This is a genomic window from Mesorhizobium sp. M0601, assembly GCF_040320845.1.
GTDB lineage: Bacteria > Pseudomonadota > Alphaproteobacteria > Rhizobiales > Rhizobiaceae > Mesorhizobium.
The window spans coordinates 21,536-37,254 of sequence record NZ_JAMYQK010000034.1 but is presented as its reverse complement, the minus strand read 5'-3'; the positions used below and the strand labels follow the sequence as shown (position 1 = coordinate 37,254).

Below are 15,719 nucleotides of genomic sequence, written 5' to 3'. Positions count from 1 at the left end.
CATCGTGCGATGCCAAGCCGTTGCGGGAGGGGATGCGGGTAACGTCAGCAAAGTGGAACAATCCGGCAGCCGACGGGTTTGTACGATGAAGGGCGATCTGTTTCGGAGGAGGATTACGATGAAACGCGTCCTTGCCCAACATGCGGTGCGACTGATGCTCGGCGGCGTAACCGCCTGCCTGCTCACGGTCGTCGAGATTCCCAACCCAATTGCGCCATTGTCGTTTGTGTCCGAGGCAAGGGCTGCCACCACCGTTTCGATCAGCACGTTCTACGAAGACCTGTCTTCCTATGGTGATTGGGTCTCGTATCACGGAGCGACCGTTTTCGTGCCGGTTGATGTGCCTGACGATTGGCGTCCGTATACGCTTGGACACTGGGTCTATACCGAGCAGTATGGCTGGCTCTGGGTGTCCGACGAGCCATTCGGCTGGGCGACGTACCATTACGGCCGGTGGGGCTATGCCGACGATATCGGCTGGTACTGGGTTCCGGGCACTCGCTGGGCGCCAGCATGGGTGAGTTGGCGTCGTGACAGGGAGCACATCATTTGGGCGCCGCTGCCGCCCCGCCGCGATCCGGATTTGATTTCAATCGAGGTGACCTTCGACACGACGCCGGATTATTACTGGGTTGTGGTCCCCACCCGCGAATTCCTTGCCGCGGACATTTCTGTAGTCGTTATTCGTGATGAGCCGGAGTTTGTGCGCATTGTCGAGGCGGCCGAACCGGCCGGCGACGTGACGATCCAGAACAACGTGGTGATCAACAAAGTCATTGATGTCGATGTGATCGAAAAGGAGACGAACCAGAAGGTGACTGCCGTCAAGGTCAGCAAGACCGACGCGCCCGAGCAGTCCGGCAAACTGGAAAACGATACGGTCGCTGTCTTTGAGGGCGAGGTGAAAGCCGACCCTAAGGCCAAACCAGCTAAGCTCAAGGACATCGAAGAGGTGAAGCAGGTTCAGGCTGGCCGGAAATCGAAGCCGACCGAAGGCGCTGCAACGACCGAGCAGGCCAAGCCCGAAGAAACCGCCAAGCCTGAGAAGCCGAAGGCCAAGGAGCAGCCGGCCACCGAGCAGCAGCAGGCCGAGCCCGGCAAGGCGGCCAAGCCTGAGAAGTCGAAGGCCAAGGAGCAACCCGCCGCCGAGCAGCAGCAGGCTGAGCCCGAACAGACGGCCAAGCCTGAGAAGCCGAAGACCAAGAAGCAGCCCGCCGCCGAGCAGCAGCAGGCCGAGCCCGAACAGACGGCCAAGCCTGAGAAACCGAAGATCAAGAAGCAGCCCGCCGCCGAGCAGCAGCAGGCCGAGCCCGAACAGACGGCCAAGCCTGAGAAGCGGAAGGCCAAGAAGCAGCCCGCTGCCGAGCAGCAGCAGGCTGAGCCGGAGCAGGCTGCCAAGCCTGAGAAGCGGAAGGCCAAGGAGCAGCCAGCGGCCGAGCAGCAGCAGGCCGAGCCCGAGCAGGCGGTCAAGCCCAAGCCACAGAAACAGAAAAACAAGGCGTGCGATCCACAGACTGAGAACTGCTAGCGCTGCGGGTAGACTGCGGCACCGCGATTATTCCATCGCGGTGCCCGCTGAACGGCAATGCACGCCAAAGCTGCTCGCCCTCTTTCCTTCGGGCCGCCATGGCAGATCCTGGACCCAGGGCAGCGAGTCGTAGTTGACTGCCGAACATGCCTGTAACCAGGCCATTCCCTCTTGCCATCCTTGCATCCTTCCCCTAATCTTCCTTTTGAGAAAACCTTTTCCCAACTCTGCCGGCATCCGCTGACTTCACCATTCAGCGCCTCGCAGGCCGGTAAGAGAAAAGCTTTTCTCAAATGGGAGGATCGATATCCAAATCATGGCGTCCGACGCGCAGCCAACGCCTGTTTCTGCCAAGCAGCCCGTCACCCTGCGTGAGGTGGCGGCGCTCGCCGGCGTCAGCGTGGCCACGGCCTCAAAGGCGCTGAACGGGCAGGGGCGGATGACGGCCGAGACGCGGACCCGTATTCGCGAGACGGCGCAGCGGCTTGGCTTTCGCCCGAACAGCCTGGCGCAGAGCCTGCTCAGGCGGCGCTCCTTTACCGTCGGGCTTTTGACCAACGACACCTATGGCCGCTTTTCGCTGCCGCTGATGGCCGGCGTTTCCGACGCGCTGGTCGATGCCGGCGTCTCGGTGTTTTTGTGCAATGTCGAGGACGACCCGCGCCTTGCCCAGCTGCATGTCGATGCCATGCTCGACAAGCGCGTCGACGGCATCATCGCCACTGGCAAGCGCATCGACCGCCACCTGCCGGTCGATCTCGCCAATCTCGGCATTCCGGCGATCTACGCCTTCACCGAGCCCGATCCCAACGCCATCGCCTTCGTCTCCGATGATGCCGGCGGGGCGCGGCTGGCGGTCGAGCATTTTTGCCGGCTCGGACGGCGGCGCATCGCGCATGTCAGCGGTCCCGCAAGCTTTGCCGTGGTGCATGCGCGGGCCGAGGCCTATCGCGCGGTGCTGGCCGAGAACGGCCTGCCGGTCATGGAGCCGCTGCTCGGCCCGTGGTCGGAGGCCTGGGGCCATGAGGCGGTCAAGACGCTGTTCGACGGCAAGGGACGCGATGGCGAAAAACCCGATGCCGTCTTCTGCGGCAACGACCAGATCGCGCGCGGCGTCATCGACGCCTTGCGCGAGCGCGGTATCGGCGTGCCGGACGAGGTCGGCGTCATCGGTTTCGACAATTGGCAGATCGTCGCCGAGGCGACCCGCCCGCCGTTGACCTCCGTCGACATGAACCTTTCAGCACTTGGCCGCGAGGCCGGCCTTGCCTTGCTTTCGCTCGTCGGCGGCGAACCCGCCGAGCCGGGCATCAGAAAACTGCCGTGCCGGCTGGTGGTGCGTCAGTCATGCGGCCGTCCGCCGGACGGCTGAACGAAACGGGCCGTGTCGATAGTCACCCGCTTGGGGGCGCGGCTAAATTAAAACGCTAAATTAAAACCATGTGGAGGAGAAGCATGAGAACCACCATTACCGGGCTCGCCATCGCCGCGAGCATTTTGGGCACGCTGGCAACGGCCGGCTCGGCCGCCGCCGACACCGCCAACATCTGGGTTCGCGCCGACGGCTCGAACTTCATGCCGCGCATCGTCGATGCCTTCAACAAGGGGCATCAGAACCAGATCAAGCTCGACATCATCCCCAACGCCGAAATCATCCCGAAATACGGCGCGGCCGCTGCCGGCGGCACGGCACCCGACGCGCTGTCGCTCGACCTGATCTACACGCCGTCCTTCGCCGCCGCCGGCCAGCTCGAAGACATCACCGACTGGGCGAAATCGCTGCCTTATTTCGCCAGCCTGTCGCCAGCGCATGTCAAGACCGGCACCTATAAGGGCCGCATCTACGGGCTGCCGTTCTCGGCGGATTCCTCGGTGCTGATCTGGAACAAGAAGCTGTTCAAGCAGGCCGGCCTCGACCCGGAAAAGGGCCCGACCAACTGGGCCGAGATCGAAGCCGACGCCGAAAAGGTCAACGCGCTCGGCGGCGACATCAAGGGCTTCTACTTCTCCGGCAATTGCGGCGGCTGCAACATCTTCACCTTCACGCCGCTGATCTGGGCCTCGGGCGGCGATATCCTGACCGAGGACGGCTCCAAGGCGACGCTGGACACCCCGCAGATGCGCGGCGCCATCGACCTCTACCGTTCGATGGTCAAGAAGGACCTGGTGCCTTCAGGCGCGCAGACCGACACCGGCTCCAACTTCTTTGCCGCATTCGCCACCGGCAATATCGGCATCTCGCCGTCCGGCGCCTTCGCCATCGGCGCGTTGAACACGCAATATCCCGATATCGACTACGGCATCACCTTCCTGCCCGGCAAGGATGGCGGCTGGTCGTCGTTTGCCGGCGGCGACAATTTCGTCGTCACCAAGGGCACCACCAAGGTCGCGGTGGTCAAGGAGTTCCTCGACTTCGCCTATTCGCTCGAAGGCCAGACCATATTGGCGAAATACGGCAGCCTGCCGGTGCGCGGCGACATCGCCAATGAGGCGCTGAAAGACCTCGACCCGCGCTACAAGGTCGCCGCCGAAGCCATGGCCAAGGGCCGCACGCCCTATTCGGTGGTGTTCAACGACCTGATCAACTCGGCCAACGGTCCGTGGAACCAGATGATGAACGAGGTCTTCTTCGGCGAAGACGTCGACGGCGCCATCGCCAACGCGCAGGAAACGATGCAGTCGATCATCGATTCGGCGCCGCAGAAGTAAAGCGCCGGCGCCCACCTCCCCCTCGAGGGGAGGTCGGACCGCAGGTCCGGGTGGGGTCCTCAGTGAAAAGCGCCGACAGAAAGAAACGTCGGCGCACTTCGCAGACGACCCCACCCCCGCAGCCCCTTAACCTCCCCCTTGAGGGGAGGTCGGACCGCAGGTCCGGGTGGGGTCATCGCGGCAGTGCTCGACGCTCTTTTGATGTCGGCGCACTTCGCAGAGGACCCCACCCCCGGCCTTCGGCCGGACCCTCCCCTCAAGGGGGAGGGGGACGTAGCGCTAACGGAAGACCACGGCATGACCACCATCACAGCAACCACCGCCGCGCCAGCGCGCGCATACAAACTGGTCGGCGCCGGCCGCCGGCAGTGGATCGGCCTGCTCTATGTCGCGCCGGCCGTCGCGCTTGTCGTCGTCTTCTTCATCGTGCCGCTTTGCATGACCGCCTGGATGTCGCTGCATAACTGGCCGCTGATGGGCGCGCACAGCTTTATCGGCCTCGACAATTACTGGGCGATCCTGCGCGACACCCGCTTCTGGAACGCGCTGAAGTTCACCGGCTACTACACGGTGGTGGTGACGATCGCGATTTTCGCCGTCGCCTTTCCGCTGGCGCTGTTCATCGAAAGGCCGCGGCAGCTGACCGGCTTCTACCGGACGTCCTTCTTCATGCCGGCGGTCATCGGTTTCGCTTCGGCCAGCCTTTTGTGGTCGTGGCTGCTCAATGTCGATTCCGGCCTGTTCAGCCCGGCCGCCTTCGAGCTCGGCCTGACCGAGAAGAAATTCAACCTGCTGGCGACCTTCCAGCCGGCCTTCTGGTCGATCATCGCCATGGTCGTGTGGAAGGTGGCGGGCTTCACCATGATCATCCTGATGACTGGCCTGCAGTCGATCCCGCCGGACCTGCAGGAGGCGGCGATGATCGACGGGGCAGGGCCATTCGCGCGGTTCCGGGCGATTACCTTGCCCTTGATGCGCCGCACGCTGGCGCTGGCGCTGATCCTGTCGGTCGCCGGCTCGATCCTCGCCTTCGACCAGTTCTACATCATCCTGCGCGGCGGCCCGCGCAACCAGACGCTGACCGCCGTCTACTGGATCTTCAACCAGTCCTTCGTGTCGTTCAAGCTCGGCTATGGCGCGGCGCTTTCGATGGTCCTGCTGGTCATCCTGGTGGCGCTCAGCCTTATCCAGCTGCGGCTGCTGCGCAATCCGGAAGGGGTCGACTGATGGCGCAGGCAAGGAGCCGCAAACGCCGCATCGGCATGCAGATCGCCGAGCACTCGACCGGCATCATCGCGTCCATACTGTTCCTGGCGCCGATCGCCTGGACGGTGCTTTCGGCCTTCAAGCCGGCGCAGGAGGCGCGCCAGCCGCCGCTGCCGCCGTGGCCGACCAGCGGCATCTCGCTCGAGAACTACGCGACGCTCAACACCTTCGGCGACGGCCTCTGGCTGCCAGCGCAAAACAGCATCTACGTCTCGGTCATGACGGTGGTGCTGTCGGTGATCGTCAGCGTGCTCGCCGGCTACGGTTTCTCGCGCTTCCGTTTTCCGCTGAAGAACCTGCTGTTCGTCGTCATCCTGTCGACGATCATGATCCCGTTCCAGTCGATCCTGACGCCGATCTTCCTGGTGCTGACCAAGATCGGCCTGCACAACACGCTGACCGGGCTGGTCTGCGTCTACGTCACGCTGCAGCTGCCGTTCTCGATCTTCATGATGCGCAACGCCTTCGACGCGGTGCCGCGCGAGATCGAGGAGGCCGCGCGCATGGACGGCGCCAACAACGTCACCATGCTGCTGAGGGTGATGCTGCCGCTGGTCTGGCCGGGAATCGTCACCATCGCGCTGTTCGCCTTCCTCGGCGCCTGGAACGAGTTTCTGGCGGCGCTGGTGCTGATGACAGACCAGTCGAAATTCACGCTGCCGATCATGATGACCGCGCTGCAGTCCGGCCGCTTCGGCGCCATCGACTGGGGCGCCGTGCAGGCCGGCGTCACCGTCATGATGGTGCCGTGCCTGGTGCTCTTCCTGCTGCTGCAGCGCTTCTACATCCGCGGCCTGATGGCAGGGGCCGTGAAGTGACCAACCGAACCGAACCGGAGTAAATTGATGACCGCATCGCAATCCGCCAGTCAGGGCGCCAAGCCGAAACTCGCCTTCCGCCCGCTGCCGGTGCCGCAGGTCGACGTGCGCGGCTTCTGGGGCGACCGCGTCGATGCCGTCGCCTCAAAAACCGCCGGCATCCTCTATGACCGCTGCGTCGAGGCGCGCATGCTCGAGCAGATCGACCCCGACCGGCCGTCGCCCGGCGTCGTCATTCCGTTCCACTCACCGTCGCCGGACGAGGCGGCCACCGCCGGCAACGAGTTCACCGGATCGACGGTGACGACGCAGATGTTCTGGGACTCGGATTGGGGCAAGACCATCGAGACCGCCGCCTATTCGCTCTATCGCCGCCGCAACGACGAGCTGGAGAAGAAGATCGATGCCGTCATCGACATGTACGGCAAGCTGCAGCAGCCCGACGGCTATCTGTCGAGCTGGTACCAGCGCATCCAGCCCGGCCTGCGCTGGACCAATCTGCGCGACTGCCACGAGCTCTATTGCGCCGGCCATCTGATCGAAGGCGCCGTCGCCTACTACCAGGCCACGGGAAAACGCAAGCTGCTCGACATCATGTGCCGCTACGTCGACCATATCGCCGAGACGTTCGGTCCGGAACCCGGCAAGAAGAAGGGCTATTGCGGCCACGAGGAGATCGAGCTGGCGCTGGTCAAGCTGGCGCGGGTGACCGGCGAGCGCAAATACATGGAGCTAGCCAGATACTTCATCGACCAGCGCGGCCTTGAGCCGCATTATTTCGACGAGGAGGCGCGCGCCCGCGGCGCCGACCCCAAGGCCTATCATTTCAAGACTTACGAATACAACCAGTCGCACAAACCGGTGCGCGAGCAGGACAAGGTCGTCGGCCATGCGGTGCGGGCGATGTATCTCTATTCGGGCATGGCCGACATCGCCACCGAATACGGCGACGACACGCTGCGGGTGGCGCTCGACCGGCTGTGGGACGACCTCATGACCAAGAACCTCTACGTCACCGGCGGCCTCGGGCCGTCATCGCACAATGAGGGTTTCACCGCCGATTACGACCTGCCCAACGACACCGCCTATGCCGAGACCTGTGCTTCGGTCGGCCTGGTGTTCTGGGCAAGCCGCATGCTCGGCATGGGCCCCAATGCGCGCTACGCCGACATCATGGAGCGGGCGCTCTACAACGGCTCGATCTCCGGCTTGTCGCTCGACGGCTCGCTGTTCTTCTACGAAAATCCGCTCGAAAGCCGCGGCGCCCACCACCGCTGGAAATGGCACCGCTGCCCGTGCTGCCCGCCCAATGTCGGGCGCATGGTCGCCTCGATCGGCAGCTATTTCTACGGCCTGTCGGACGACGCACTCGCCGTCCATCTCTATGGAAACGGCACGGCTCGTTTCGATATCGCGGGCCGGCAAATAGAGCTCACCCAGACCAGTAACTATCCCTGGGACGGCGCGGTCTCGATCTCTGTCGAACCGGAAGCTCCGACCGCGTTCACTTTGCACCTGCGCCTGCCGGCCTGGTGCCGCAAGGCAGCGCTCAAGGTCAACGGCGCCGATGTCGATCTGGCTGCCATCAGCAGCGACGGCTATGCCGCGATCCGCCGCGAATGGCGCAAGGGCGACCGCGTCGAGCTCGACCTCGAAATGGCCGTCGACCGCCTCTACGCCAATCCGCAGGTGCGGCAGGATATCGGCCGTGTCGCACTGGCGCGCGGCCCGCTGATCTATTGCGTCGAGGAGACCGACAATTCCAGCCAGCTGCACCGCATCGCACTACCGCGCACGGCCGACATCGAGGCGCATCAGCAGCCGAACCTTCTGGGCGGCGTCGTGACACTTTCGGCGATTGCCAAAAAGGAGGCTTTCGAAAACTGGGAAGAGGGGCTCTACCGCACCGATGCGCCGGCGGTCGAGGACGCGAAAATCACCGCCGTGCCGTATTTCGCCTGGGACAACCGCGACCCCGGCGAGATGCTCGTCTGGCTCAGAAGCGCGGGGTAGGCTGGGCGCGGCAGCGGCTCAAAGTACCTCGACCGCAGTCGCGAATATGTAGCCGGCGCCACGCTCCGTAACAATGAGCTTCGGCTCGCTCGGATTGACCTCGAGCTTGCGGCGCAGCCGCAATATCTGCACGTCGATGCTGCGGTCGAACACCTCTTCGTCGTGCACGCGGCTGGCAGCGAGAAGCTGCTCGCGGCTCAGGATCTGCTGCGGCGATTTCAGGAAGGCTGCCAGCAGGTTGAACTCGCCGGCGGTCAGCGGCGTCGCCTCGCCCGCCGCCGACCTCAGGCGCCGCATCCGCATGTCGAGCTCCCAGCCGGCAAAACGATAGCGTATGGGTTTCTTGCCGCGCGGCTGCGGCTGCGTCGACCGCGATCGCCGCAGCACGGCGCGAATGCGCGCCAGCAGCTCCCTGAGGCCGAAGGGCTTGGTGATGTAGTCGTCGGCGCCGAGTTCCAGGCCGACGACGCGATCCACCTCGTCGCACCTGTGGCCGGTGATGATGATGATGGGCGCTTCCGGCGGACTGCCGAGTTGCCGCATGATGTCGAACCCGTCCTCATCGGCAAGCCGCATGTCGAGGATCGTCAGGTCTACGGGCTTTTCATTGAGGACGCGCGACATGGCCCGGCTGTCGGCGACCGCGCTAACCCTGAAGTTTTGGCTCTCCAGGTAATTGGTGAGCATATCGCGAATTTCGGGGTCGTCGTCGACGACAAGGATATGCTTCGGCGCCGCTGGCTGCTCGATACTGCCTTTCGACTGCTGTTCGTGGCGAATGTTTTGTTCGGCTGACATCTCGCACCGTCCGCAAGCATGGAACTCATGACCGAGCCGTTGCTTTATTTAAACGTCGATTTTCGGCGATTTATTGGTGAACGCCGATGATCTACGTGATCGCACACCCTGCCACAGGCTCGCTCGATGGCACATCAGCAGATTGGTAAGGTTCGGGCGGGGCTTTTTGTTCCGCTTTGCCTGGCAATGGCGGCACCTTTTGCGTTGGCCCAGAGCAATCAGCCGGCCCCGCCGATGGGCGAGCCGATTGCACCGATCACGGCCAGCGGCCCCTCCGACCGGGCGAAGATCGCGCTTGGCGAGAGCCTGTTCAACGATGCCCGCCTGTCGCATGGCGATGTCGTCGCCTGCAGTTCCTGTCACAGGCTCGATTTCAGCGGCGACGACGGTCTGGCCCGTTCCGTGGCGGCGGATGGCAAGCCGCTCGATTTCAACACGCCGACCGTCTTCAACGCGGCGCTCGATTTCCGGCTGAACTGGCGCGGCAATTTCCGCACTTTCGAAGAGCAGAACGAGGCAGCCCTGCTCGATGACAGGCTGATGAATACGAGCTGGGAGGAATTGCTGACCAAGCTGCGCTCCAATGCTGAGTATTCGCAGCGGTTCGCGAGGGCCTACGGCGCCATTCCCGACCGGACAAGCGTGCTCGATGCGCTTGTTGTCTTTCAACGGTCGCTGATCACGCCCGATGCCCGTTTCGACCGCTATCTCAAGGGCGAACGCGACGCCATCACGACCGACGAAGAGCACGGCTATCAATTGTTCAAAGCGTATGGCTGCGTCGCCTGCCACCAGGGCGCCAACGTAGGCGGCAATCTGTTTCAGAAATTCGGCATCTTCCAGGATCCCTTCGCTCGCCAGAAGACCCTGACCAAGGCGGATCTCGGCCGCTTCGCCGTTACCGGCGCCGAGAGCGACCGCCATGTGTTCCGCGTTCCCAGCCTGCGCAACGTCGCGGTGACGGCGCCGTATTTTCACGATGGCCGCACCGCATCGCTCGCAGACGCGGTGAAGATCATGGCGCGCAACCAACTCGGCCGGGAGCTCGACCAGCGCGATGCCGATCTCATCGTCGAATTCCTCGGGACACTGACGGGCGAGTATCGCGGCCGGCCGTTGACCAGCGCAGCCGATCGTCTGCAACAATGAAGTCGCTACGCATCCTGGCGCCGATCGTTGCCTGCCTGCTCATCGCCCTGACCTACCTCCTGGTGCAGGGCACGGCTCCCGATGCGGCGCGCCACGAGCGCACGCTCGATGCGCTCAGGACGGTCATCCTCTATAACGCCGCACTCCAACGCGATGTTTTAAGGGCACGCGCGGGACTGCTGCGCAGCTACGATCCGCTTGTGCGGTCGATCGAGAACCTGGATGAGGCGACGCAGACGCTGCCGGCTGCCCGCTACGCAGCAAGCGGCGAAACACGGGCGGACATCGACAAGCGGATCGCCGAAGTCATCGCCGCGATCCGCGACGAGGAAGCGCTCGTCGAGAGGTTCAAGTCCGATAACGCGCTGCTGCAGAACTCGCTGAACTTTTTCAACTATATGAGCGGTCGTCTCACGAGCGAGGGTGACGGCCTTCGAGCGGTCGAGATAGGAGCCCTGATGGTCGCAATGTCGCGGTTTATCAGCGATCCCCAGCCGGATGCGGCAAAAGCAGTAACCGCCGCACTCGACCGGCTGGCAAGGCCCTCCGTCGATGCCGTGCCTGCAAGCGATGTGCTCTCTCTCGTCTCCCACGGCCGGCTTATCGTCACCAGGCTTCCGGCGGTCGACGATCTCGTCGCCCGCCTGCAGACCGCGCCGACGAGCGAGCGGGCTCGCGCGCTGCAGGACGTCTATCTCGGTGCGCATGGGCGGGCCGCGGCGCGGGCCGAACTGTTCCAGACGCTGCTTTATGTCGCCGCGTTGGGCCTCGTCGGCTATGTCGCCTACCTGTTCGCCCGCCTGCGCCGCAACGCGCGGATCCTGCGCGAGCGGCTGGAATTCGAGGGCCTGATCGCCTCGATCTCCACGCAGTTCATCAATCTGCCGCGTGACCGCATCCGCGCCGGCATCAGCACGGGCCTCGCGCGCCTGGTCGAACATGCCGGGCTCGACGGCGCCCAGATTTTCGTCAGCCACATCGCCGGTCCTTCCGGCGGCTACTTCTATCGCCGTCCGGGCGGGAGCAGGCCGGCCCGCCTGTCGAAGGACATGATCGAGCTGGCTTCACGCTGGACGCTGGCCGACCACGAGCGGCAGGGCTGCATCGACGTTCCCCGCGTCGGCGAGCTTCCCGAGGGGCGGGAGAAGGCATCGCTGCAGGCACACCAGTTTCGATCGTGGCTGTGCATACCGATGTGGCATGCCGGCGAGCGGTTGGGTTTTCTGGCTCTCGATACCGTCACGCACGAAAAGCATTGGGCCGACGACGACATTGCACTGCTGCGCACCGCGGCCGAGATTTTCGCCAATGCCATCGTGCGCGAGCACAACGAACGCGAGCGTGAGGCACTGCAGGCGCGGCTCAATCAGTCGCAACGGCTGGAAGCGATCGGGACGCTCGCCGGCGGCATAGCGCACGAGTTCAACAACATCCTCGGTGCCGTCCTTGGTTACAGCGAGATGGCGCTGGCGGTGCTGCTGAAGGAGTCGCGCGCGCGGCGCTACGTCCAGCAGATCATGCAGGCCGGCAGGCGGGCGCAGGACGTCACCGAGCAGATCCTCGCCTTCGGCCGTCGTCACGAGCGGCAGCATCACGCGCTGCGGGCGGAAGCCGTGGTTGCCGAAGCGATCGACCTGCTGCGCGCCTCGTTCCCCGCCACGCTTTCAGTGCAGACGCGTCTTGCAGCCGCGGATGCGGCGATGATGGGCGATCCGACCGAGCTTCAGCAGGTGGTGATGAACCTCGGCACCAACGCGGCGCAGGCGATGAACAACCGCGGCGCATTGGAAATCGGTCTCGACACGACGGAATTCGTCGAGGCGCGGATGCTATCGCACGGCAACCTGCCTGCCGGGCGCTACCTCCGCCTTGCCGTCAGGGACACCGGCAGCGGCATGGATCAGGCGACGCTCGAGCGTATCTTCGAGCCGTTCTTCACGACCAAGCCGGCAGGGCAAGGCACCGGGCTCGGCCTGTCGACGGTGCACGGCATCGTCATGGCGCATAGAGGCGCGGTCGACGTGAACAGCAAGCCCGGCGAAGGCACGACCTTCGAGATCTATTTTCCGCAGATCGAGGCCGCCGAAGCAACCCAGAACGAGGACGAGAGCGACGCCGCCGAGGTGCCGGTCAAGCATGGCAACGGCGAGACGATCCTCGTCGTCGACGACGACACGCCGCTGATGCAACTTGCGGAGGAAATGCTCGCCGCGCTCGGCTACGAGCCGGTCGGGTTCGACCGCAGCCCCGCGGCTCTCAGCGCATTCCGCGCCGATCCGGAACGCTTCGACCTGGTGCTGACGGACGAGGTCATGCCCGACATCACAGGGATCGAATTCTCCGGCCGGTTGCACAAGATCCGGCCCGACCTTCCGGTCGTGCTGATGACCGGTTACGGCCGTCAGCTGCGGTCGCGCCAACTGACGGCGGCCGGCATAAGCGAAGTCATCAAGAAGCCGCTGCTGTCGGCCGCCGTCGCACAATGTCTTGCCCGCCATCTGCATTCAGGCTGATCACGGCTGGCCGGGTTTCTTCGTTACAACCGTAACCAAAATCCCAGCTGGCTGAAATCGACCCGTAGCCGGGCCAGTCGATGGTCCTCCCGCGCCCAGACCATGATCCCAAAAAACCGGGAACCGGTTTTTTGGGAGGTCATGGTCTCTTGAGGAAGGAGAAATCTTATGGACGCAACCATCACCGAGGTAACGAAACAGGCGAATGACGTCGCAGAACTGTCGCCCGAAAGCCTTATGCAACTCGGCCTCGGCTTCTGGGCATCGAAGACGTTGCTGAGCGCCGTCGAACTTGACCTTTTCACGGAGTTGGCGGCCGGACCCCTCGAAGGGGAAACGCTGAGAAACCGGCTCGGGCTGCATGAGCGGGGAGCGCAGGATTTCTTCGACGCACTGGTTGCGCTGCGCATGCTTGAGCGCGAGGGCAACGTCTACTGCAACACGCCCGTGACTGACCGCTACCTTGACCGCAACAAGTCGACCTATGTTGGCGGGATGCTCGCCAGGGCCGGTCAGCTGCTTTACGCGAACTGGGGCTCGCTCACCGACGCGCTCAGGACGGGCAAACCGCAAAACGGCACCCAGGACGGCGAAGATCTGTTCGACATGCTGTTTTCGGACCCGGACAAGGTAAAGATGTTCGCGCAGGCGATGACCGGCGGCAGCCTCCAGGTGGCGGAGGCGCTCGCCCGGCATTTTCCCTGGGCGGACTATTGTACCTTCATCGATATCGGCACAGCCGAAGGCAGGCTTCCGGTCGAGGTCGGCCGCGCCCATCCGCATCTCACCGGCGGCGGTTTCGACCTGCCGCCGATGCGGCCGGTGTTCGAGGCCTATGTGGAGCGGCACGCACTTGCAGACCGGCTTCGGTTTTATCCCGGCGACTTCCTTGCCGAGCCGCTGCCTTCCGCCGACGTGCTGGTGATGGGTCATATCCTGCACGACTGGAACCTGGAGGTGAAGCGCGCGCTGCTGGTAAAGGCCCATTCCGCGCTGCCGAAGCAAGGCGTGCTCATCGTCTACGACCAGATCATCGATGACGAGCGACGGGACAACGCTGCGGGTCTGCTGATGAGCCTCAACATGCTGGTCAACACCAATGGCGGGTTCGACTACACGCGCGCCGACGGCATGGGCTGGATGCGGGAGGCGGGCTTTGCGGAGGTCCGCTGCGAGCATCTCGCCGGGCCTCACTCGATGATCGTCGGCATCAAATAGCAGCGGAGAAGCTGATGACACGAAGAGCTCTCATCGCAATTGCCGCCCTTGGCCTGGCCGCAGCATTCACCGCCGCAACGCTCAACCAGGGTGAGGTCGGCGCGGCGTCCGCGACCGCTTCGATCGAGCACGGTCGATACCTGGTGAAAATCGGCGGCTGCAACGACTGCCACACGCCAGGGTACCTGGAGAAGGCCGGCAACGTTCCGCAGGATCGATGGCTGATCGGCGATTCGCTCGGCTTCAACGGGCCGTGGGGTACGACTTACCCGACCAATCTTCGCCAATTTTTGCGGACCATGGATGAGGACGACTGGGTACAGTTCGCGCGCACGATCGAGACGCGCCCGCCCATGCCATGGTTCAACCTGCGTGCCATGAGCGAGCCCGACCTGCGCGCCATCCACCGATATGTGATTTCGCTCCCGGCAGACGATACGCCGGTTCCGGACTATGTGCCGCCCGGTCGTCCGCCGAAGACGCCGCATATCGTGTTCGTTCCGCGGGCGCCGAAATCATAGTGGCGTCCGAACGCCGGGCGCAGGGTGGTTCTCCGCTTGCGTGGTACCCCAGGCACGGGCGCCTGTTTCAGTCGTAACGCAATTCCCGATCCCGGAAATCACGTTGTAGCACCGATCTCCGATGGTGACGGTCGGGCCCCGGGCGGTCATCAGGCTGCCCAGCGGTCACAAATCCCGGATAAATCGATCATGGAGTCAAACATGTACAATCTGCTTGCCGAACATGCGCCGAAGACCGGCCGTGATCAGAGCCCCATGGATCCGCGTCCCTATGCGTTGGGTTACACGCAAAGCGAATTCAAGCGCCTGGAGCTGCAGGGAGCGCTCATTCACGACCTTACCGAGCATGTCCTGCGCAGTGCGGGCATAGGACCCGGTATGCGCGTGCTCGACATTGGCTGCGGCGTAGGCGATGTCTCCTTGCTGGCCGGAAGGCTGGTCGGACCGGCGGGAAGCGTGCTCGGTGTCGATCGCTCGGCAGAGGCTGTGGACATTGCCGAGCGGCGCGCCACTGAATCCGGCCAGTGTTACTGGACACGTTTCACGACGGCCGAGCTTGATACATTCTCGCCCGACGGGAGCTTCGATGCGGTGATCGGCAGGCTTGTCCTGATGTATCTGCCCGACCCGGCCGCAACCCTGCGCAGGCTTGCCGGTTTCCTGCGGCCTGGCGGCATCGTCGCCGTCCAGGAAATGGCGATGCCGCTCACCCGCAGTTTTCCAGAGGCGCCGCTGTTCGGCAAATGCCGCGGCTGGATCATCGACACGATCGAGCGCGCGGGTTTCGAGGTCGACATGGGTGGCAGGCTGCCCATGGTGTTCGCCGGCGCAGGGCTGCCGGCGCCGCGGATGAACTCCGCCGGCCTCGCCGGCAGCGGACCCGACTCGCCGATCTACGACTACATTGCCGGCACGTTGCGCAGCCTGTTGCCGATGGCCGAGGCAGTCGGTACCGCAACCGCCGCCGAGGTGGAAGTCGATACCCTCGCCGAGCGGCTGCGCAACGAGGCTGTCGAGCAGCAGACGTGCATCATGCTGCCGCCCTTTGTCGGCGCATGGGCGAACACACTGGCATAGAACCGAAGGAAGGACACACGATGCTCGATACTGCCATCGGCGAGCACGCGGGACATCTCGTCGACCTGCACAACATCGATTTCGCCTGGGAGCCCGGCGAGATGCTGGT

The 15,719-nt window shown here is 64.0% G+C and carries 12 protein-coding genes; 11 read left to right on the top strand and 1 reads right to left on the bottom strand.

From position 1 onward, the window contains the following. Positions 1–118: 118 nt before the first annotated feature. From NKI41_RS24885 to NKI41_RS24860, 6 genes are all read left to right on the top strand, one after another. A complete protein-coding gene (locus tag NKI41_RS24885; RefSeq protein ID WP_352685509.1) occupies positions 119–1,528 on the top strand; it encodes a DUF6600 domain-containing protein in 1,410 nt (469 codons plus the stop codon). 316 nt (positions 1,529–1,844) lie between these two features. Then, positions 1,845–2,900 (top strand): LacI family DNA-binding transcriptional regulator, encoded by a 1,056-nt coding sequence (locus tag NKI41_RS24880; RefSeq protein ID WP_352685508.1) that lies wholly within the window; start codon positions 1,845–1,847, stop codon positions 2,898–2,900. 83 nt (positions 2,901–2,983) lie between these two features. Beyond that, positions 2,984–4,237, top strand: coding sequence for an ABC transporter substrate-binding protein (locus NKI41_RS24875; protein WP_352685507.1), 1,254 nt, complete (start codon positions 2,984–2,986; stop codon positions 4,235–4,237). A 297-nt stretch (positions 4,238–4,534) separates the two neighbouring features. Continuing rightward, positions 4,535–5,464, top strand: coding sequence for a carbohydrate ABC transporter permease (locus NKI41_RS24870; protein WP_352452309.1), 930 nt, complete (start codon positions 4,535–4,537; stop codon positions 5,462–5,464). Further along, positions 5,464–6,321 (top strand): carbohydrate ABC transporter permease, encoded by an 858-nt coding sequence (locus NKI41_RS24865; protein ID WP_254817449.1) that lies wholly within the window; start codon positions 5,464–5,466, stop codon positions 6,319–6,321. Before NKI41_RS24870 ends, NKI41_RS24865 begins: the two co-directional genes overlap by 1 nt. A gap of 27 nt (positions 6,322–6,348) precedes the next feature. Beyond that, positions 6,349–8,334, top strand: a complete 1,986-nt coding sequence (locus NKI41_RS24860; protein WP_352685506.1) for a glycoside hydrolase family 127 protein — start codon at positions 6,349–6,351, stop codon at positions 8,332–8,334. An 18-nt stretch (positions 8,335–8,352) separates the two neighbouring features. On the opposite strand, the gene NKI41_RS24855 is transcribed toward NKI41_RS24860, so the two are convergent. Beyond that, a complete protein-coding gene (locus NKI41_RS24855) occupies positions 8,353–9,132 on the bottom strand; it encodes a response regulator (RefSeq protein WP_352685505.1) in 780 nt (259 codons plus the stop codon). Positions 9,133–9,366: 234 nt separating this feature from the next. Here NKI41_RS24855 and NKI41_RS24850 point away from each other — a divergent pair, with 234 nt between their 5' ends. The 5 genes from NKI41_RS24850 (at position 9,367) to NKI41_RS24830 (ending at position 15,610) form a co-directional block, all read left to right on the top strand. Further along, positions 9,367–10,281, top strand: coding sequence for a cytochrome-c peroxidase (locus NKI41_RS24850; protein WP_352685504.1), 915 nt, complete (start codon positions 9,367–9,369; stop codon positions 10,279–10,281). Next, positions 10,278–12,794: a two-component system VirA-like sensor kinase gene (locus NKI41_RS24845; RefSeq protein WP_352685503.1), complete on the top strand. Its 2,517-nt coding sequence runs from the start codon at positions 10,278–10,280 to the stop codon at positions 12,792–12,794. The genes NKI41_RS24850 and NKI41_RS24845 overlap by 4 nt, the downstream gene beginning before the upstream one ends. 168 nt (positions 12,795–12,962) lie before the next feature. Further along, positions 12,963–14,012 (top strand): methyltransferase, encoded by a 1,050-nt coding sequence (locus tag NKI41_RS24840; protein WP_352685502.1) that lies wholly within the window; start codon positions 12,963–12,965, stop codon positions 14,010–14,012. Positions 14,013–14,026: 14 nt separating this feature from the next. Next, positions 14,027–14,533, top strand: a complete 507-nt coding sequence (locus NKI41_RS24835; protein ID WP_352685501.1) for a hypothetical protein — start codon at positions 14,027–14,029, stop codon at positions 14,531–14,533. A gap of 189 nt (positions 14,534–14,722) precedes the next feature. Then, positions 14,723–15,610 (top strand): class I SAM-dependent methyltransferase, encoded by an 888-nt coding sequence (locus tag NKI41_RS24830; RefSeq protein ID WP_352474404.1) that lies wholly within the window; start codon positions 14,723–14,725, stop codon positions 15,608–15,610. The last annotated feature ends 109 nt before the right edge of the window (positions 15,611–15,719 follow it).